At 40.6% G+C, this 20,725-nt stretch carries 17 protein-coding genes and 2 pseudogenes; 10 read left to right on the forward strand and 9 right to left on the reverse strand.

The features are described from left to right. Positions 1–50: 50 nt before the first annotated feature. The gene (locus tag PR699_RS03095) at positions 51–704 is read right to left on the reverse strand and encodes a CPBP family intramembrane glutamic endopeptidase (protein WP_004917420.1); all 654 of its coding nucleotides are present in this window, start codon (positions 702–704) and stop codon (positions 51–53) included. Between the two features lie 265 nt (positions 705–969). On the opposite strand from PR699_RS03095, the pseudogene PR699_RS03100 reads away from it, so the two are divergent. Together PR699_RS03100 and PR699_RS03105 are read left to right on the forward strand one after the other, a co-directional pair. Continuing rightward, positions 970–2,169 (forward strand): annotated as a pseudogene (locus PR699_RS03100) (nicotinamide mononucleotide deamidase-related protein YfaY). Positions 2,170–3,147: 978 nt separating this feature from the next. Then, positions 3,148–4,530 (forward strand): SPOR domain-containing protein, encoded by a 1,383-nt coding sequence (locus PR699_RS03105; protein ID WP_014657394.1) that lies wholly within the window; start codon positions 3,148–3,150, stop codon positions 4,528–4,530. A gap of 27 nt (positions 4,531–4,557) precedes the next feature. Here the strand turns inward: PR699_RS03105 and PR699_RS03110 are convergent, their stop codons facing one another. The 4 genes from PR699_RS03110 to PR699_RS03125 all read right to left on the reverse strand — a co-directional run bounded on the left by PR699_RS03110 (position 4,558) and on the right by PR699_RS03125 (position 6,797). Beyond that, the gene (locus tag PR699_RS03110; RefSeq protein ID WP_223854657.1) at positions 4,558–4,902 is read right to left on the reverse strand and encodes a co-chaperone YbbN; all 345 of its coding nucleotides are present in this window, start codon (positions 4,900–4,902) and stop codon (positions 4,558–4,560) included. A 15-nt stretch (positions 4,903–4,917) separates the two neighbouring features. Continuing rightward, on the reverse strand, positions 4,918–5,367 hold the full coding sequence (locus PR699_RS03115; RefSeq protein ID WP_014657395.1) for a hypothetical protein: 450 nt from the start codon (positions 5,365–5,367) through the stop codon (positions 4,918–4,920). Between the two features lie 595 nt (positions 5,368–5,962). After that, positions 5,963–6,259, reverse strand: coding sequence for a DUF2645 family protein (locus PR699_RS03120; protein WP_014657396.1), 297 nt, complete (start codon positions 6,257–6,259; stop codon positions 5,963–5,965). Positions 6,260–6,455: 196 nt separating this feature from the next. After that, positions 6,456–6,797, reverse strand: a complete 342-nt coding sequence (locus PR699_RS03125) for a DUF5713 family protein (protein WP_014657397.1) — start codon at positions 6,795–6,797, stop codon at positions 6,456–6,458. A gap of 739 nt (positions 6,798–7,536) precedes the next feature. Here PR699_RS03125 and PR699_RS03130 point away from each other — a divergent pair. From PR699_RS03130 to PR699_RS03145, 4 genes are read left to right on the forward strand one after another with little or no spacing between them, the layout of a single operon-like run. After that, a complete protein-coding gene (locus PR699_RS03130) occupies positions 7,537–8,505 on the forward strand; it encodes a siderophore ABC transporter substrate-binding protein (protein ID WP_004917406.1) in 969 nt (322 codons plus the stop codon). Positions 8,506–8,508: 3 nt separating this feature from the next. Beyond that, a complete protein-coding gene (locus tag PR699_RS03135) occupies positions 8,509–9,471 on the forward strand; it encodes an ABC transporter permease (protein WP_004917404.1) in 963 nt (320 codons plus the stop codon). Then, positions 9,458–10,441, forward strand: a complete 984-nt coding sequence (locus PR699_RS03140; RefSeq protein WP_004917402.1) for an iron chelate uptake ABC transporter family permease subunit — start codon at positions 9,458–9,460, stop codon at positions 10,439–10,441. Before PR699_RS03135 ends, PR699_RS03140 begins: the two co-directional genes overlap by 14 nt. A gap of 1 nt (position 10,442) precedes the next feature. Next, complete coding sequence (locus PR699_RS03145) at positions 10,443–11,198, forward strand: ABC transporter ATP-binding protein (RefSeq protein ID WP_004917400.1); 756 nt, start codon at positions 10,443–10,445, stop codon at positions 11,196–11,198. 186 nt (positions 11,199–11,384) lie between these two features. On the opposite strand, the gene PR699_RS03150 is transcribed toward PR699_RS03145, so the two are convergent. The 3 genes from PR699_RS03150 to PR699_RS03160 all read right to left on the reverse strand — a co-directional run bounded on the left by PR699_RS03150 (position 11,385) and on the right by PR699_RS03160 (position 15,369). Next, a complete protein-coding gene (locus PR699_RS03150) occupies positions 11,385–12,806 on the reverse strand; it encodes an FAD-binding oxidoreductase (RefSeq protein ID WP_004917397.1) in 1,422 nt (473 codons plus the stop codon). Between the two features lie 1,054 nt (positions 12,807–13,860). Beyond that, positions 13,861–14,298 (reverse strand): helix-turn-helix transcriptional regulator, encoded by a 438-nt coding sequence (locus PR699_RS03155; RefSeq protein WP_004917394.1) that lies wholly within the window; start codon positions 14,296–14,298, stop codon positions 13,861–13,863. A gap of 423 nt (positions 14,299–14,721) precedes the next feature. Further along, positions 14,722–15,369, reverse strand: a complete 648-nt coding sequence (locus PR699_RS03160) for a DUF1028 domain-containing protein (RefSeq protein WP_014657399.1) — start codon at positions 15,367–15,369, stop codon at positions 14,722–14,724. A gap of 150 nt (positions 15,370–15,519) precedes the next feature. Between PR699_RS03160 and PR699_RS03165 the strand changes: the two are divergent. Beyond that, a pseudogene (locus tag PR699_RS03165) lies at positions 15,520–17,084 on the forward strand (ABC transporter substrate-binding protein). On the opposite strand, the gene PR699_RS03170 reads toward PR699_RS03165, so the two are convergent. Continuing rightward, positions 17,081–17,260 carry a hypothetical protein gene (locus PR699_RS03170; protein WP_180977813.1) on the reverse strand — a complete coding sequence of 60 codons (180 nt, stop codon included), beginning with the start codon at positions 17,258–17,260 and terminating at the stop codon, positions 17,081–17,083. The pseudogene PR699_RS03165 and the gene PR699_RS03170 overlap by 4 nt on opposite strands. Here PR699_RS03170 and PR699_RS03175 point away from each other — a divergent pair. Genes PR699_RS03175 through PR699_RS03185 form a run of 3 tightly spaced genes read left to right on the forward strand, consistent with a single transcriptional unit; the run spans position 17,181 to position 20,718 of the window. Further along, positions 17,181–18,128: an ABC transporter permease gene (locus PR699_RS03175; RefSeq protein WP_014657400.1), complete on the forward strand. Its 948-nt coding sequence runs from the start codon at positions 17,181–17,183 to the stop codon at positions 18,126–18,128. The genes PR699_RS03170 and PR699_RS03175 overlap by 80 nt on opposite strands. Next, positions 18,125–19,927 (forward strand): dipeptide/oligopeptide/nickel ABC transporter permease/ATP-binding protein, encoded by a 1,803-nt coding sequence (locus PR699_RS03180; protein ID WP_004917383.1) that lies wholly within the window; start codon positions 18,125–18,127, stop codon positions 19,925–19,927. The genes PR699_RS03175 and PR699_RS03180 overlap by 4 nt, the downstream gene beginning before the upstream one ends. After that, on the forward strand, positions 19,924–20,718 hold the full coding sequence (locus tag PR699_RS03185; RefSeq protein ID WP_004917382.1) for an ABC transporter ATP-binding protein: 795 nt from the start codon (positions 19,924–19,926) through the stop codon (positions 20,716–20,718). Before PR699_RS03180 ends, PR699_RS03185 begins: the two co-directional genes overlap by 4 nt. The last annotated feature ends 7 nt before the right edge of the window (positions 20,719–20,725 follow it).

Below are 20,725 nucleotides of genomic sequence, written 5' to 3' on the forward strand. Positions count from 1 at the left end.
TCGCCGAAAAGGCGGCAAACTTTACCGGAAGCGCTGGCGAATTACCACTACTAAAATGACATTGCAAATATGAATATAGTCGCAATCGTGTTATTTAAAGCGTGGAGTAATATTGGTGCAATTAATGAGCGAGTGCTGATCCTTACATGGCATAAAATAGCGCCCATTATAAAGATAGTAATAAGGGTATTTACAGATTGATACTGTGAGTGTATTGAAGCAAATAAAAATGAAGAAGCGATAATGGCTATCCATTTTCCAGCCGTGCCATACCACATGCCCGCATTAAGTAAAAAGCCTCTAAATATAATTTCTTCGCTAATCGGGGCTGCGATAATAATCGTTATTACATAGAGAAAAAAGGCAAAGCCAGTCATGTGACTGATACTTTCAAGCCACTCTTCTTGTGCTCCCAATAGCATATTGAGAAATATTAAGCCAAATATAGCCAAGATGGGGAGTTTTAATTCATTTAAATTGGTTTTACCGATAGGCATAAGTTTGAAGCTATTTTGGTAAAAAAACCAACAAACTAAGGCGCAAGGCAACAGTAATAGCAATGATATAGCGGGGATAGCATATTGGGATTGCAGTAACAAAAGTGCATTAGGCATCAACAGTATAATGAATGAAGAAAAAAACCAAGCGACAAATGCTCCGATGCAAATGAGTAAATGAGTGAGGCGGCTTTTAGGTGGATTCATATAAGTATATCCTTTTTTAATAACAACGTTAAATTCCTTAATTTCACTTAGTTAATATACAAAAATTTTAGATAAATTCATCTATTAAATGCATTGTATAGCAATTAGTTAGCGCCTCTATGAGTGAGTAATAAAAAGTCATACCAAAGAAAAATAGAGGAATGAGTAAATTTAACGAAGTTATCTCAAATATTTATTTTAGCGAATGCCAATATAGGGTAGCTTAATGGAAAATCATTAAACATTCGCAAACTGGAGCTTATGGATGCTAATTGTAGAGATGTTAAGTACCGGAGATGAGGTACTGCATGGGCAAATTATTGATACTAACGCAGCTTGGTTATCTGATTGCTTTTTTCAAGAAGGCTTCCCACTGAGTGGGCGAACGACAGTTGGTGATAATCTGAACGACCTAGTACACACTTTACAAGCGCGAAGTCAACATGCAGATATTCTGATCGTTAATGGTGGACTAGGACCAACTCGTGATGATTTAAGTACTTTGGCGGCAGCAACGGCTGCTGGGGTGCCCTTAGTTGAGCATGCTGAATGGATTACGGTTATGGAACGCTATTTTGCTTCCAGAGAATGGGTAATGCCAGAAACGAATCGTAAGTAAGCGCTGTTACCGGAAGGTGCCGAATTGGTGGATAACCCGATTGGTACGGCATGTGGTTTTGCCATGGAGCTCAATGGTTGTTGGTTATTTTTTACGCCTGGCGTACCTTCAGAGTTTAAAGTGATGGTACATGATCAAATTTTGCCAAGATTACGCCAACGATATCCATTGAACGAACCCCCGTTATGCCTACGTTTAGCCAGTTTTGGACGAAGTGAGAGTAGTTTAGCTAAGCAATTTGATTCACTCGCTCTTCCGGAAGGCTGTGTACTTGGATACCGCTCCTCTATGCCTATTATTGAATTGAAACTCACAGGGCCTGCAACATTGAAAGAGGAAATGTTAGCGCAATGGCAAGTGATCAAAGAAGGTGTTGGTGAAAATGTAGTTTTTGAGGGTATTGAAGGCTTACCTAGCGTGATATGCCGTGAGTTAAATGAAAAACAGCTTAGGATTGCTATTTGTGAAGAGTTTAGCGCAGGTTTACTCAATTGGACTTTAAATGCAGTATCGGCCCCACTCAATGGCTGTAAAGTGATAAACCAACAAGAAGACCAGAGTTTATTAGCACTGATAGGCCATGCTAGTGAGGTCGCTAAACAAGAAAAAGCACATATTGGTTTAGCGGTTGGAGGCGCTAACGATGGCTGTCTATCATTAGCATTATATACATCCGAAAAAAGCTATGCCCAGCGTGTACGTTATATGCCAAGTAATCACAGTACTAAGGTCAAACAAGATGTCAGTGTGATGTTAATGTTGGATATGTTGCAACGTTGGCTCAAGGGGCGCGACGTTTTTGGCCAATATGAGTGGTTAGCGCAATCAGAGACATTAGTTCGTTAATATTACAATCTTCGCTGTGTTTGATATGTCAAAACACAGCGTTTTTTAATCACACATAATCATCATCGATTAGTGGGTTTACTTAGGGTTTTTATATTATATTTCAAATATTGGTATTTTTACTTAATAAACATAAGGGTATTCATTTTATTTAAGTTTCGGGGGCGAGAAATAAGAATTTTTAAGATGAATTTAAATGGTTAGAAAAATCGATTTTGCTAAATAAACGCATAATTATTAAATTGGAGTGACTGTTTTAATGCTGACAAATTATTTTATGTTATAGGGTTATGATATGAGAAATATACACATCTTCCTTCCATTTTAAATGAGGCGTATTACGCATAAGGCATTATGAATATTTTAAAATAGCGGGTAATTAAGTAGGAAATAAACAAGGGTTACGATAATAGATATTATTTGGTATTTCCTTAGATAGTAGACTAGGATATGAAAGTATCGAGTGGGATGGACTAGAGAAAGTGGTAACTAGCTCGGTGTTTATTAAATACTGCTCCAGTATGGGTTGAAGGTTATTAGTAAGGATATAATCGAAGTGGATACTCCCATGATGGTAAAATGCTTATTTATGCGGGCTAGGAACGAGTTCAGTCTCCCCGCTGTAACGGATTAAAAAGGAATAATGAATTAGAACATGATATCTGCCAGTGTTTACCAAAATTGAGCGATCTGATCATTATTAATTTAACACTGACTCAAGCTTAGACAGTGATTTTTAACCATGGGTGACTTAAAAAATTTAAATTAACGAGGAATAATCCATTGAGTCTACTCACTGCGATTAACTGGCATTATTTTTTGGTGTATTAACAATGAAACGTACAAATGGTGTTTGGTATAAATTGGTTTTAAATTCCCCTTATTTACCAGACCGGCCTTAGATTTGAAAGATAGTACTTAATTTTATTATCAAAGTGCATTCCATTTATTTTTATATTACCTATTTGGAATTATTTCATGTTTATATCACAGCATCATTGTAGTATCGCTAAATTCGCTATTCTATCTACTGTTTTTGCAGGAGCAGTAGTGTGTCAGTCTGTTGCACAAGCACAGCGTACACCCGTTGAAATTATTCATGATATGGGCGTGCAATTAATTAACGGTGATGGCGTTCCGGTCGATTTAATTAAAGGCCGTTATTATATCCATCAATCAGCTATACGAGGATATCCCCTCGGGCAGCTTCATCTAGGGATTTTATTTTATTTTGGTGATGGCGGCGTACAAAATACCGCTTGCGCGCAATGGTGGTTAGAAAAAGCATTACAGGCGGAAGGGGAAGTGCATGACATTGCAAAGGATTTTCTTTCTGACATTCAAAAAGAAACTGCAATGTCATCGTCTCGTGTGCTCATGACAGTGCCAGATCAAAAGCTGTGTCAGCAGTTACCTAAAATAGCAAATGACCATATTGGAGTGCATCCCTTTAAGTTAGAGCCAAAGCCAGAATCGAAAATTGATCTTGTATTACTGCAAAAGGCTATCATTTCAGTGCCCATATTTGACCCTACTATCCAATCGTTAAAAAGGAACCAATTTCAGACAAAAATTGCAGCTATTCCTAGCTTAAGCCATGTTATTCGTAGCAGTATTGAAATCTATGATGACGCACTGAATGGCTTATCAAAGAAATGGATATTACTTTCACGCCATATTTTAAATAATCAGGTGTCAGTAGAACAAATAAATCCGGTTGGTATTGTTTATCACTCCCCTGAAAAAACAGAACAAGTTACATCGGCTATCCCGTTATCACCTGAGCAACAAGGTGAGCTTGCCAAACATGCAACTGTACCAATGGCTCCATCAATAGAAGGATCAGCAAACGTTAAAGAGAAAGTTGCTGATTCATTGAATTCTGAAATTTCTGAAAAAAGGGTTGATACAAAGCTAACTCAGTTGGCGTCTACGCTATCTAATTTGCCTAAGGATGGAATATTCCATTTTAGAATTGAACTGAAGGAAACCGTGGTTAAAGAGGAGGCGGCATCTGGAATGGAGAAAACGGTTGAAGTAGCCAAGAAGCCTTCGTCAGACATGAAACCTATGTATAATTTAGGAGGCGATCCTCGCACTGCATCCCCTCGGCATTACACATTGCAGATTGGTAGTGCCAGTTCACCAGCTGGTCTCTATGAACATGCGCGCCGCCATAAATTGTCAAATTATTTAGTGTATGAAACCGTTCGTCATGGTCGCCAATGGTATGTATTGGTTTATGGTGAATTCTCTAATATAGCTTCTGCAAAACGAGCATTGAAAAATTTACCCTCGGCAATTCAACGTGATAAGCCGTGGGTACGTAGTTTACGGCATGTTCAATCAGAACTTCATTAATGTATCGTGGGGCCTTAGGGGAGGTAATTAATCAATGGGGAGAGCAGACCGTATCTTTGTTATGGCATGCTGTAGTGAGACTTCCCCAGCCACGATAGCAACCAAACGTGAGTCGTTAAATAATGCGATTGAAGGCACCGATTTAATACCATACATCGGTGCTAGAGTAGGTGATTGAGCGATGTCAACGATGCCAAAATTAATGGCTGAGCTATCCAAATATAGAGGGAGTTGCTCAAAGATCGGTTGCATATTTTTACAAGGCTGGCACCAAGAGGCAGAAAAATAAATAATAGCTATCTGCCCTTGTTGTTCTGGATTAAAAAGCGCTTCTGTAAAACTTTGTTGATCGAGGTGTTTTATTATTGGCATAGTGTGAGCCATTATTTAATCATCACTTGGCAAATCGAAAATATGTTCATGAAGGTTATCAACAATGGTATTTGGCAAACAAGAGATAGAAGTAAGTAATTTATCTTTTTGATATACATCCACATGAGCGATATGCTTTGAGTCTAAATAGGAAGAGGAAACGGTATAGGTATAGTCGCCATTTCGAAAATCAACCTCATAGATTTTTCCATTGAATCTATCTCCCTTAGGGGTGAGATAACGTGCAGCTAATTGTTCAGGCTTTCTTACCATAGTGATATCAGGTTTTTGATTAAGTTTGCCGAATTGATAAATGTACTGACCATTTGCTAGGCTGATATTAACCTTTTTTTGGTTTTTATTCACACACTGGAATACTGTGACTGTGTGGGTATTGGCAAGGCCGATTGGGGAAAATAGGCTAGCCGATAGGATACAAAGCAGTATATGACGATAATTGGTCATAGTGATTTCCTAATGCACTTGTTATTTAACACCATATCTTACATGGCTATTTATGAAAGAATGAACCGAATATAGTGGTTATTTTCGATATATCACATAAGAGAATCAATCAACGGATACAGCACCTTTGGATTACACCATCGATAGAAACTCAAGCTTAGTAAAATTAACAAACTAAGAAGTGATAGCTTAATAACCGCTCATGGAGAGAAGAAAAAGGATGATGCTATCACTTTGATGAAGTATTATGTTTTTTGAGCTTTTTTCCTTTTTACAATTTGATTACGTCTTTTCCATTTACGCATCTCTGTTTCGGAGTTGAATTTTTTGTATTTTCATACGCCATTATCTTATAAAGCATTGAGTGTTTTTAAGACGTAACCATATTTTGGGATTTAAAAAAGAAATGTTAAAAACAAACCCAAAGGAATAGGAATTTTCAGGGTGACTGGGTGATTGTGCCTGAGCATGGCTTTGATGAGCTTTGGTTGGGAGCGGCGGGCTGTTTTAGTCAATTAACTCATTTTTTAATATAATGGTCATGGCGAGGGTAAACAGGCAGTACCCATATCGTATATACAATGTTTAACGGTACCTAAAATGGCATGCAGAGATTAAATCTCAGGAAAAAGGACCAATAGATATAAAAGCCAGCAATCAAAATACATAAATAGCGTATTTTCTTATTTCTAATTATAAATAATGGCACTAGCAACGGTAAAATAACCAACATTGGCTCTAGTGTATATCTTCCTCCCATGGGTAACTGACATAAGTTTGTTATTTCACTCTCCCCAATCATCCATTCATAATCGGATATAGAAAAAACCGTTATCATCATGCATAAGAAAAACATATAAATGATAATTATTGTATTATATATGTATTTCATATAAATCAGATTCCTATAATCCCTTTTATGTAAAACACTACAAGTCTCTCATGTGGCGTTTTATCGCTTCTTCACTTTCATTTAGCCATTTTTACTTGGCGAGAGCCAAGAAAAGTCTCTGGAGCAGGGCGGCTGCTCTATGAACAGCCTAATGCGGTGACCAATATTAGTTGGCCACGGTATGATTGTTATTTAATTACCACTCCCGTGTTGCAATCAGCTCCTCCGGATCTGCATCTAAAAAGCCGTATGCCCGAGCAATCAGGTAAAATGATTCGCCGATAGCATCACGGGCAACCGTTTCAATCTCACTGCCCGCCTCTTCAAAGGCATCTTGCAAATCGTTAAATTCTTCCGTTGACTGCTGTGTCAGCACATACAACTCCGCCAGTCCGTTCGGTGGATTGTTTTCCAGTGTCTCACACAATCGCAGAAGAATGGCCTCACCCTGCTTCACCAGATGATCAGGAAAATAGCTGTCATCATACATTTCACCTAATAAACGGAGCTTCAAAACGTCTGGGTTGGTTACGGGCATTTTTATTCCTTTTGAAAGCGTTATCCTAAAAACAAATTAATGCGGAGATATATTGTAGTGGCACACTGAATGAGAAGCGAGTTGACCAATTGAATAACGTGAGGGCGGTAGGCTTTTGCACGGTCTAATAATAGCGCGGTACCTATTTCCGTGTTTTGGGTTTGAAAAAATCAGCAATAGGCACTGTCAATAACACATTTTACAATGTTTGAATGTTTATTTGCGATTATTGCTATTTGGCGTTTGTTTCTGCTAGGGAAAATGCACTTTTAAACGAATGAGTAACATAATTTTTATCTTTTCTAGCTAACGACTTTGCTGGGTGCTATTTCTGTGGTGTCTGTGGTGTCTGTGGTGTCTGTGGTGTCTGTGGTGGCATCAGTGCACTACCCAATATGCCTGTTTCTCTTAGGTTCCTCTCTTCTTTCGTATCTTATGATAGTAAAACCAAACACAATAGCATGAAAGCCTTTGCGTGCTAGGGGGCAAGATCTATTTTAGGAATTTGTGCGTTTGCTACCATTTCTTTTGAATGCAAATGTAAACTAATATCATTTGTACTAAGTACAAGGTAAGATAGCGCTATTATTTGTGCTATGGGTGGAGTCGGTGGCAGCGCTATGGGTTCTTTTTAGAAGCTGCTAGCCGCGCTGAGCATTGATGCGTTTACCAAATCGGGTAGATTTATCGGGCTTAAAGCGACAACTCACATTATTTAGAGATAGATGGAGGAAATTGGATGTTTGTAAAATCACTAACTTCAGGGCTCGTCTTAGTGTCAGCCTTAGTATTGGCTGGTTGTGATCAATCTAAAGAAAAGGCAGAAACTTCTGCACCGGCAGAGAAACAAACGATCACTATCGAGCACGCTCAAGGTAAAACAGAAGTTCCTCGCCATCCTGAAAAAGTGTTTGTTATGAGTATGGAAACACTGGATATTATGGATGCCTTGGGCGCCCCAGTCGCTGGCCTACCAAAAACAAACGTTCAATTACCCGAATTTTTATCTAAGTATAACTCTCCGGATTACATCAACGCAGGCACACTATTTGAACCTGCTTATGAAGTGCTGAGCAATGCACAACCTGACTTAATTTTAGCTGGTAGCCGCGCTCGCGACGCATACGACAAACTCAGTGCCGTTGCGCCAACTATCTCAATGGATATTGATAATAAACGCTTTATTGATAGCTTAACTGAACGCACAACTGAATTAGGTATGCTATTCGGTAAGGAAGAACAAGCTAAAAAGCTGGTGTCTGATTTCAAAGAAAAAATTGCTCAAATCAAACAAAAAACACCAACCGCAGGTAAAGCGATGGTGATCTTAGTGAGTGGCGGTAAGATCTCTGCTTATGGTCCAGGCTCACGTTTTGGCTTCATCTTTGATGAACTGGGCTTTGAGCCTGCTTATGTCTTCACTGAAGATACTGGCAGACATGGCAACATTGTTAACGCAGAATTGCTAGTCAAACTGAATCCAGATTGGTTGTTTGTCATTGACCGTGATAGCGCAATTGGCCGCACAGATGCTCAGCCAGCAGCCCAAGTTTTAGACAATGCGTTAGTAAGAAAAACATCGGCATGGAATAAACAACAAGTGACTTATCTTGATCCGTCTGCCGTTTACATCGCTGGTGGCATTCAAACTTATTCTCAGTTAATGGATGATGTTAATAACGCATTAGAAAAAAACCAAACAAACTAATCAATGAAAACGCTTTATCTTTTTTTTGGAATTATCGCCTTATTGGTATTAGCGGTGATGAGTTTGTTTATTGGAGCGGGTGACGTGTCACCCGTTTCACTTTTCACCGATCCAGAGATGCAAGACATCTTTTTTATCAGTCGTATTCCTCGAACTATTTCCTTGATCCTAGCAGGCAGCGCTATGAGTGTTGCTGGGCTTATCATGCAACTTCTAACCCAAAACCGTTTTGTTGAGCCCTCGTTGGCGGGAACAACACAGTCAGCGAGTTTGGGCTTATTATTTGTGATGATACTGTTCCCTACCGCCGATATTATGACCAAAATGGTAGTGGCAAGCGGGTTTGCATTGCTGGGTACAATGCTGTTTATGATGCTGTTGCGCAGGGTTATCTTAAAATCAGCGCTGATTGTGCCGCTGGTCGGCATAATGTTAGGAGCCGTTATTAGCGCACTGACAATCTTTACCGCGTATTCATTTGACCTGCTACAGTCATTAAGTGCTTGGATGAGCGGGGATTTTTCTAGCATCATTCAGGGGCGTTATGAGCTTTTATGGCTAGTCGGTTTACTCACATTACTTGCTTGTTGGATTGCGGATAGTTTCACGGTTGCGGGTATGGGGCGTGAGTTTGCCATCAACGTGGGGCTAAATTACCGTAAGGTAATGACAATTGGTTTATCGATTATTGCACTGATAAGCGGGGTTGTTGTTGTCGTTGTCGGGGCATTGCCATTCTTAGGACTGATTATCCCGAATCTCATTAGTTTAATTATGGGAGACAATATTCGTAAAACGCTGCCATGGATCTGTATTGCTGGCGGAGGGTTAGTTTTACTCTGTGATATTGTCGGTCGCTTAGTCCGTTATCCATTCGAAATACCTGCAAGTGTGATTTTAGGTGTTATTGGCGCCATTATTTTCCTTTTTTTACTGTTGAAGCAGCAGCGTTATGCAAAAAGTTAATGCATCAGTGGTGTTACCCAAAAAAGGGATGACACCATTACAAAGAATATGGCTATTACTGGGGCTGTCGGTTATAGCTATTACACTTTTTATGACTATCAATCTTGGCAATAACCTTGCTTATATTTTGCCACACCGAGGTTATATGGTGCTGACGATGATTCTGGTCGCTTTTGCTTCTGGGGTCTCGACCGTTCTTTTTCAGACCATAGCCAATAATAAGATATTGACGCCCTCTATTATGGGTTTAGAGGCGTTATTTATTTTATTACAGTCAATCTTTGTGTTTTATACCGATAGCTTCCCTGCGTCTTGGTTGCTCAATATTGGGAAGTTTTTGCTAGAGTCATCGCTACTCGTTCTATTCTCCGTATTACTTTATCGCTGGTTATTTGTTTCAGCTAAGTTGAATATCAACCTCGTTTTGATGGTTGGTATTATTCTTGGTACGTTATTTAAAAGTACGGCGACGTTACTACAGCGGTTGATGGATCCGAATGAATTCTCAATTCTACAAAGTCGTATGTTTGCGACTTTTACACGAGCGACCCCTGAGCTGATCTTCTTTACTTTAGCAATTACGCTAGTCGTTGGTATTTTGCTGTGGCGTATGCGCTATTGTTTCGATGTTTTAGCTCTCGGTCAGGCAAATGCGATCAATTTAGGAATTAACTATCGCCATAAAGTGACGGTGATTTTATTACTGATATCGATATTAGTGGCGGTATCGACAGCATTAGTAGGGCCATTAACTTTCTTAGGGTTAATGGTGGCGAACCTTGCTTATTTTATTAGTGGTAGTAGTCAGCACCGTTATCTGTTGCCCGTCTCTTTCTTATTAGGAGTGATTGCGCTTATTGGAGGGCAATTGATCCTTGATTACGGCTTGAACATGGCGGGTACGCTATCTGTTGTGATTGAGTTTATCGGCGGCATATTCTTTATTTATATGGTGTTAAGAAGGTTTTAGTATGATTGAAATTAATCAGATATCGAAAAGTTATCAGGATACTAAGGTCTTAGATAACATCACAACAACGATTAAAAATAGTGGTATTACATCGATTATTGGGCCTAATGGAGCAGGTAAGTCGACGCTTTTATCAATCATTGGGCGCTTATTAATGGCCGATTCTGGGCATGTGAAGGTTAATGAGCTAGATGTTGTAAAAACGCCAAGTGATAAGCTAGCGACTTATTTGTCAGTGTTGCGACAAGAAAACCAGTTCGCAAGTCGATTAACCGTTGAAGAGTTAGTTGGTTTTGGTCGCTATCCTTATACAAAAGGGCGTTTAACCCTTGATGACAAAAAGAAAATCGATGAGTCACTCGAATTCTTAAATTTATCTAACTTGCGTCATCGTTATTTGGATGAGCTATCAGGTGGTCAACGGCAAAGAGCCTATGTGGCGATGGTTTTATGTCAAGACACTGAATATGTGCTGTTAGATGAACCACTCAACAACCTTGATATGAAGCACGCGGTCATTATGATGAAATTGCTGCGTCGCGCGGCAGACGAGTTAGGCAAAACGATTATTTTGGTGATCCACGATATCAATTTTGCCTCTGTCTACTCCGACCATATTATCGCTATGCGAGCAGGGAAGTTAGTTTATCATGGGGCGCCTAATGACATTATGAAGGTCGATATCATCGAAGATATCTTTGATACTCCTATTGAGATTAAATCTGTCGATAATAAATTGATAGCGATGTATTACTAAACGAAGTCATTTTATTTTTATAAAAAAATAGCCTCTATTGCTTGTTAGCATAGAGGCTATTTTATTGAGCTATATATCAAACGCAGTAGCAAAGCTACAAACCATTCACGCGCCATTCCAATCACTCTTCACCTAATTAGCATAAGTGAAGAGTGCATCCAAATCCCGCGTAAAAAGCGTTTTATATTACTCGCTAAAACGAGAAAGTCTGTATGGACGTGGATCGATGATAGGCTTAGTATCCATCAATAGATCAGCAGTCAACTGTCCAGATGCAGGACTTTCTGTCATACCCCAACCTGTTGCGGTGTTGATAACAAGGCCAGGGTATTGTTCGATTTTCGAAATGATTGGGATCTCATCGTCAGTTGGGCTAACAGTGCCGCCCCAACGCTCAACCACTTTAGAGTCTTTAAACACAGGGAATTCATTTCTAAGTCTTTCTAGAACGCCATCCAAGTGCTCATTGTTTGGTGTGTTAGTTGCGGTACGGAACTCTTCAAATGGCGTTTTCTCATCCAGCTTCCATGAGGTTGCCATGGTGAAGGAGTTAAAGAGATCTTTACCGATTGAGAATTCTAATGGCAGCTCTCCGCCTCCGAGTAGGTGTAAAAAGCGAGGGCCTAGCAGGAAGCTATCTTTAACGATAGAACTGGTAAAGATACGTGGTGCTACCGCATAAGTACCATCAGCTTGTTCACGGAAGTGAATACCGTTTGGTAGATGCACGTTACCTCTCGGTGCACCAGGCACGCCAGTAATACGCTGTTGAGATAGGTAAACGTTCAGTGTAGGAACATCAACGCCTAGGTTACCCATAAATAGGCGAGACCAGATACCACCAGTCAGCACTACGTTAGAAGTTTTGATGGAACCTTTTTCGGTCACAACGTCGGAAATCTTACCGCCAGCGGTTTCTATGCCCCTTACTGCACAGTTGGTATAGATGCGGATCCCGATTGATTTGGCGTAGTTAGCCATGGTTGGTGTAACCACTTCTGGGTCGAGACTACCTGCGTCTTCTTCAAATCCACCGATTTTCCATGGAGTTTGTGCATTAGGTAAGCGTTTTGCCAGCTCTTCACCTTCGATCATGCGAGTTCTTAAAGGTGTATCAAAACCTGGGTTTTCTGCTGTCTTTTTGATCCACTCTCTGGTGAGTTCTAGATCTTTTTCGCTAGAAGGAACTTCAACACGGCCTTGAATGCGGTAACTTGTATCAGCACCGATTTTTTCATTCATGCCAGTCCATAAAATTTTTCCATAGTGGTGTAATGGAAAAATTTCTGGGGAAGTTTTGTAGCTAATAATTTGGCTATAAGCACGGCCTGATTGTTCGCCGCCTACAACGCCTTTTTCACAAATAACAACGTTCATCCCCCTTTCGGTGAGATTAATTGCAGTCATAATACCTTGAAGGCCTGCACCGATAATAACGGCATCAGCGGATTTTGGTAATGCACCTTCTGTGCCTGCTACAGCAGGAACACGAGATTTGGTGGACTCAAACCGACCTTCTCTGCGGATCATTGGAACAACCGCAGCACCACCTGCGAGAACACCCGCAGCACCGACCCCTAAAAGTAGTTTTCTTCTCGAGATTTTCATCTATAACCTCAATAATAACCTTAGTTTTTATATAGTAAATAATTACAATTTAAGATAATCATATTATCATATTTCATGATGTTGTTAACTATGGTTAATATTTGTTAACAAAAGTAAGAGAAATGTGAATATTCATAATCAGAAATAATCAAGCCTGTAAGGGGTTTGCGAGCTATTTTAATAAAATTCAATCTTTTTAAGAGGGCAGAAAATAAAGTGAAATGTCAGATAATGTGTACAGTGATTTTTTAATCAACTTAGATGCGGTGGATATTTGTTTCGTAGAGTGAGTAATTAGCAAAAATACTATAATGAGCCAAGTGTTAAACAATGCTATATTGTGTGGTTAATAAGGGTAGGAGAATGAAATATCCGATTTTATGAGGGTTGGTGGTTATCCTTCTTTTTACTCTTGAAAGGTTAAATAGATAAAATACGTATTAGTTTAAAAACATTTAATTAAATATCTAAATGTTTGTGTTTTTTATATTGTCGTTTTTTTGAACTAAATTCTCAAGTTTTTCAGTAACAGGAAAATTCGTGGCGTATTTTTAGGTTTACACTATTTTAAAATAAAGTTGAAAAAATATATTTTGTTATTGAAACGCCTATTAGGAATATATTTTACCTCTGATTTATCATTAAAAAACATGAAGATATGTTTATCTTTGTGTCTGTTGATAAAATAGTCAAAGACGAATTCTTATCCAGTTTAACCCTTTCAATAACGACTGTTACTAATAATAATCCTAAATTTGTTTATTTTTTTAGTCACACATAGTGGTAAAAGTAAAATATACGACTAAGCTGGTTAAAGTGTTATCTAAATAAGTAATCCTTACAATAAATCAGGTTTTTTATTTAGGCAATAGTTTGAGTTATCTATTTTTTAACCAATTGGCATACATAGTTTGTGCTTATTATCATCATGCCAGAAAAATCATGGATTAAAAGTTTGGCGAACCCAGTGGGAAATGACAATTAATTCACTTAGGTAGAAGTGCTTATTTAGTATAAACCTCTATTATTGGAGTGTAATTTATTATAGGGCGATTTATTCCTTTTTAGAATTAACTCTCTTTATTTTGGCGCCATTGAGTGGCTTGAGCTGGACGGAATAGGTCTCTAAATTTTTTCTATTGTGATTGGAATAACGTATTTCATCGCGTGTTGCGCTATTTTTATCTTTAATAAAGTGTCTGATATATTGGCTGAGTGATGGTGGTGTGGCGGGAGCAGGCTCTTTATTATTGCTACCGTTCGCGTATTCGTGGAAAATTTTTTGTATAAAACTTGCGCCATCAATCTCCAAGATCAATAGAAATTTATACAGTAAATCAATTGTGAGTGGCGTTATCCCGTTTTCATAGCGAGAAATTTGTTGCTGGCTGATCCCCATTAATTTGGCTAATTCTTTGCCCGTGATTTTCTTCTCCTTTCTTGCCTTGCGTAAAAAGTAACCCGATAGTGTACTGAGTTTGTTTTCTTCCATTATTTAGTTTTCTACTCATCGCCTCTATTTGGGCGCTACTATAACGAGTCTGCTGTAGGTGTAAAAATGTTTATACCTAATAAACAGTGATTTTTGATAGTTTATAACTATTGTTATGTTTATTTTTATTGGAAATGCTGATTTACACTATTGGTATTCACGTAAATTTTTTGAAAATTGAGAGCTTAAACCTATGAAAACATCGTCATTTTAAGAAGGTTATTTTATTTATATTTCGAATTATGACGTAAAAAGAGTAAATGTGTTTACTAATTTGTTCTATTTGAAATAGTTAATTGTCGCCTAAAATGTTTCATTTTGTTACATTCTGTCAAAGGTTTGACGGCTATTTTAGAGATAATTTCATATAATGAGTATTAATTTCCTAAGTTGAATTACGTGATTGCTGTTAAGTGAAGCTGATTATTCATTTCCAGTGGGAATTTGTGCGAAGAAATCGGCGTAGTCGCTTGAGCATATTTGATGCAGAATAACGTTTAAGTCAGATAAAGGTTGTTGTGACCAATCAGCGCGAATATCAATATCTGCATATTGGCGATGGTGCCATATTTTGAGTGCCGCTGAACGAATTCCTCGATAATCACCTCCCGCTTTTTCACCCGCTTTCATTGCCATTAATAGCCTATTTGCTAGCGCTAACTCTGAGTATTTATGATAGGTATCGTATAGCGCGTGTAAAACATGCTCTCCTGCGAGCATATTACCTGCAATTGCTAAATTGGTTTCAGATAAGCCACCACACCAAGGTAAACATGCCTGTCCTGTCCAATGCGCACTGGTGCCTTGTTTATCAATAATGATCAATTGCCTTAATGTGGGGGCGGCATCTTTTTTAAGCAAAACATCTAAACAGGTTTTAGCTGGCATAGCCTCTCGAAGGAATTCAACTCCGGTTATACCTGCCATGGGGTTGGTCATGGCTTGTGTGGCAATCGCACCATGATAACTTGCCCCATGGAGAACTAATGCCCCTACTGCGGGACCACCTGTTGCGGTTATTGCTCCAATTTCCCCCGTTTTTGCACAACGAGCGACGATAGAAAAAGTCATTTTACACCTCATAAATTAGACACCGATCAAATTTATCATTATAAATTATTGCGAGAAAGTTAATTTATCATCATAAATAAAGAAAAAGAGAATAATTTTAACAAAATTGACACATATCACAGCATCGTCACCACACCAGGGAGAACAAATATGGGCATGTGTTTACGCAGATGGGTAGCCACAGTTTCACTTCTCTTCGCTTTTTCATTTCCGCTATGGGGCGATGAAAACAGCCATGTATTGTTATTAGGGCAAGTGGCTGAACCGCAATCATTAGATCCTCAGGTGGCGACGGCTGCCAATGATTCACGGATCTTGGTGAATATTTATGAGGGGTTGGTGCGCAATTCTGATGGCTCATTAAAGCTTGAGCCTGCACTGGCCGAATCATGGAATGTGAGTGAGGATGGACTGACTTACACATTTCATTTACGCAAAGGGGTTCGCTTTCATGATGGATCACCATTAGATGCACAAGCGGTTAAGTTTACGTTCGAACGTATGCTTAATCGTGAGCATCCTTACTATCATACAGGGCCTTTTCCTTTATCATTTTTCTTTTCTGTTATCGACAACATTGAAACGCCCGATAACGCCACGGTGATCTTCCGGTTAAAAGAGCCGTTTGCTCCTTTTTTATCCAATCTTGCAACCCCCGCAGGTTTGATTGTCTCGCCAACCGCCGTTAAACAATACGATAAAAATTTTGGTCGCCATCCAAGTGGGACAGGGCCTTTTAAATTTACCGAGTGGACGGCGAATCAGCGTGTTGTTGTGGAAGCCAATGATCAGTACTGGGGAGGGCGACCGTCACTGCAATATGTGGTTTTTCGCCCAATAACTGACGCTAATACTCGCGTGGCTGAAATGCTGTCGGGAGGGATTGATGCGATGGTTGAAGTGCCCGCGGATAATGTACCACTGTTTGCCTCTGATAAACGTTTTCACTTGTATCAAGCAACAGGCCCGCATGTTTGGTATGGCATGTTGAATGCATCACGTCCACCATTTGACGATGTGCGTGTCAGGCAAGCCGTGAATTACGCAGTCAACAAACAGAATATCGTTAAATATATCCTTCAAGGCTCCGCAGATGTTGCACAGGGGCCAATCCCTTCAGCTTTCGATTGGGCGTTTGATCCTGAAACGGAGGCTTACCCTTACGATCCTCAAAAAGCGCGTGAATTGATTAAAGCGGCGGGGCGGGAGCAGAAGGGCAAAAAATTATTTTTTATGTCACAGAGGGAGGATCTGGCATGTTGGATCCGATCCCGATGGCGACAGCGATTCAGGCCGACCTAAAGGCCGTTGGGCTGTCAGTTGAAATACAGACTTTTGAGTGGAATACCTATTTATCAAAGGTGAATTCAGGGCTTAAACAAGCACATATGGCGGAAATGGCATGGATGACGAACGATCCTGACACCTTACCCTTTTTGACGCTGCACTCTGGATCATGGCCAGAGAAAGGGGGATTTAATTCTGGCTATTACGCGAATAAACAACTCGATAGCTTATTAGATAAGGCAAGAGTAACAAACGATATGGCTGAGAGGGCACGGCTTTATCGGCAGGTACAAAAGAGAGTTCACCAAGATGCGCCATGGCTGTTTGTGGCAAATTGGAAGCAAAATGCGGTCGCCAGTGCGCGGATCAGTAATTTTAAATTACAGCCAAATTTTAATTTATTGCTTAAAGACGTTCATAAAGATTAACGGATCAATTGGCTTAATTTCACGGCATAACAAAGTAGCGAGCCTTTACTCGGCATTAAAACGGTTACGACGGGAAGATTTACTGGGGAAGAACCTATGTGGCTATATTGTGTTAAACGAATTTTAGCGACGATACCCATTTTAATTGGGCTCACGCTTATCGTATTTTTCATCATGGCGTTGATCCCTGGTGACCCCGCTCAAGCACTGCTCGGGCCATGGGCAACACCAGAGAATGTGGCGCGGGTAAAACAGGAACTTGGTTTAGATAAGCCGCTATATCAACAATACTTTATTTGGATAAGTAATTTATTGCAGGGGGATTTTGGGCGCTCATTCGTGCTCAATCGTCCTGTCACTGACGAGGTATTAGAACGTTTTTCAGCCACCTTAATTCTTGGGGGCAGTGCGCTGTTGCTCAGCTCTGTTTTAGGGTTGCTGGCAGGCATTATTTCGGCGATCCGTCAGTTTAGCTGGAGTGACAAAATGATCACGCTAGCCGTGTTACTGGGCATTTCGATGCCATCGTTTTGGATCGGCCTATTGATGATCATGCTGTTTGCGGTACAACTGCAATGGTTTCCTGCGTCAGGGATGTATTCGATTTGGCAAGGCGGTGGGTTCGGCGACTTATTGCACCATCTTGTTCTGCCAGCAGTGACGCTCTCTTTAGTCGCGACAGGGGTCATTGCTCGATTAACTCGTACTGCGATGTTAGAGGTCTTGCGCTTAGATTTTATTCGTACTGCTCGAGCAAAAGGACTTAGCGAACGCAAAGTTATTTTTCGTCATGCTTTTCGTATGGCGCTCGTGTCAGTGATCCCCGTTATTGGGATTCAGGCTGGTTTTGTTCTAGGCGGTGCTGTCTATATCGAAACCGTATTCCAGTGGCCGGGGCTAGGTGCCATGTTGGTCAAAGCGGTTGCGACACGTGATCTCTTTTTAGTGCAGGGCGGTGTTTTAATTGCAGCAGCAGCCTATGTATTTATTAATTTGTTTGCTGATTTGATGCAGGCACTTTTGGATCCGAGGTTAAAATCATGAGCCAAATTACTACACCGGTTATCCAGCCACGTTATCGCCAATCGGCTTGGTCTTTGTTAATGACCAATCGTTTAGCTGCATTAGGGCTAGCGATCTTATTGGTCATCATGTTGTCAGCATTACTAGCACCTTGGCTGCCACTGCCTGATCCCGATAAAACGGATCTCATTAATCGATTATTACCTGTTTTTTCTTCGGGTCATGTGTTGGGAACCGACCATCTTGGGCGTGATATTTTGTCACGGTTATTATGGGGAACACGGGTATCACTGCTTGTGGGGATCTCTGCGACGTTAATTGCAGCCGTATTAGGTACGCTAATTGGCTTAATTGCCGGCTATGTTGGGCAGCGAACTGATACCCTATTGATGCGTTGCATCGATATGTTAATGGCTTTTCCTTATATTTTACTGGCATTGGCGATTGTCGCTGTACTTGGGCCGGGCTTACTTAATGCGTTATACGCGATAGCTTTGGTTAATATCCCCTTCTTTGCACGTAATATTCGAGGGCTAACAGTAGGCTTGCGCGATCGTGATTTTATTCAGGCGGCAAGGTTATCAGGTAAAAACCATATTCAAGTTCTATTAACGGAAGTTTTACCGAATGTATTGCCTATTATTGTCGTGACTATGTCAACCACGATAGGGTGGATGATTTTGGAAACGGCGGGGTTGTCGTTTTTAGGGTTAGGAACACAGCCGCCGAATGCCGACTTAGGATCAATGCTAGGGCAAGGTAGAGCACAGATGTTCGTGGCGCCCCATGTTGCATTAGTGCCCGGCATTATGATTTTTCTTATCGTCATTAGCTTTAATTTATTAGGTGATGGCATTCGCGATTTACTTGATCCAAGACTCAAATCAGGGGCTTTGCATCGCTCGCAACCAGTGACAGAAACCGCACGTATTGATATTCCAGCACGTACGGAAGGCAGCAAGGCGGTGTTAGAAGTGAAGTCACTGTGTGTTGGTTTTCGTCAAGGGCCTCTATTGCGCCCAACGGTTAAAAATATCAGTTTTTCAGTGGCGCGTGGTGAGTGTTTAGGGCTGATAGGGGAAAGTGGCTCTGGTAAAAGTGTTACAGCACTGTCCATTATGGGGCTATTAGCTTCCCCGCCAGCGGTGATCACCGGTGGTGGGATCTATGTTAATGAAGAAGAGATGTTGTCATTATCTCTATCGGCGTTACAGCAACGCCGTGGCGCTAGAGTCTCTTATATTTTTCAAGATCCGTTGACGACACTGCATCCACAGTTTTCGATAGGTGCACAATTACAAGAGGCGATCACCGCTCACCAATCCCTTTCCGATCAACAAGCGAAGAATAAGGCGATTGAGTTACTTGAGAGTGTTGGTATTCCATCAGCAAAAGAGAGTTATCACGCTTATCCCCATCAACTTTCTGGAGGGCAACGCCAACGTGTTGGGATTGCCATGGCTCTTGCGAATGATCCTGTGTTAATTATTGCCGATGAGCCGACAACGGCACTGGATGTCACTGTACAGGCGCGCATTTTAGAATTACTCAATAAGTTACGTCGTGAAAGAGGGGTTGCGCTACTTTTTATTACCCATGACTTTGCGGTGATTAACCAAATTTGTGATCGGGTGGCGGTGATGCAGCAAGGCCAAATTGTAGAAACGGGCGCAACACAAACGGTACTTCATCAGCCACAGCACCCTTATACACGTCGCTTGATTGCCAGTGTGCCAAAACTGGGGGAAGGAAAAGCATTTCTTACCCATGTTGCAGATATTTATAGCGCTAAGCCAGACGCGGTGCAGGAGGTGTCATGAATAAGGTCATTGAAGTCAATCAATTGGTAAAAACGTTTGGTCGCCCACCTAACCTTTTTCATCCAACAAGTAGAGAAGTTAAAGCCCTAAAAAACATCTCAATAGATCTTTATGAAGGTGAAACATTGGCGATCGTTGGGGAAAGCGGTTCGGGGAAAAGTACTCTTGCCCGTATTTTAGTTGGATTGGAGCAGGAAACATCAGGGGAGATCCGCATATTGGGAAAAAACCGTTCTCAGTGGCAAAAACAAGGAGCACGAGCCTTCGGTCAAGCTATCCAATATGTTTTCCAAGATCCTGTTGCATCATTGAACCCACGTAAAACGATCGGAGAAACCTTATCCGTACCTTTAAAGTACCTTAAGCAGATGAATAAATCTGAACAAACCCATAGATTACATGAGTTACTCGAGGCCGTAAGTATGCCATTGGATGCGCTGGCATGCTATCCACATGAGTTTTCGGGTGGGCAAGCTCAACGTTTAGCGATTGCACGAGCATTGGCAGCCGATGCACAGATCCTCGTTCTCGATGAGCCTGTTAGCGCATTGGACGTTTCGGTACAGGCGCAAGTGTTGTTGTTGCTACAAGAGCTAAAAACACAATTTTCGTTATCTTACTTATTTATAAGTCATGATTTAGCCGTCGTTGAATCAATTGCTGACAGAGTGGCCGTGCTCTATTTAGGTGATTTGCTAGAATGTCAGGAAACTCATCGTTTATTTGCTGCCCCTGAACAGAGTTATACCCAGAATTTATTGACCAGCGCGCCAAGGCTCTCTTTTGAGTAAAAGGCGA

Source organism: Providencia sp. PROV268 (genome assembly GCF_028477805.1).
Classification (GTDB): domain Bacteria; phylum Pseudomonadota; class Gammaproteobacteria; order Enterobacterales; family Enterobacteriaceae; genus Providencia; species Providencia stuartii.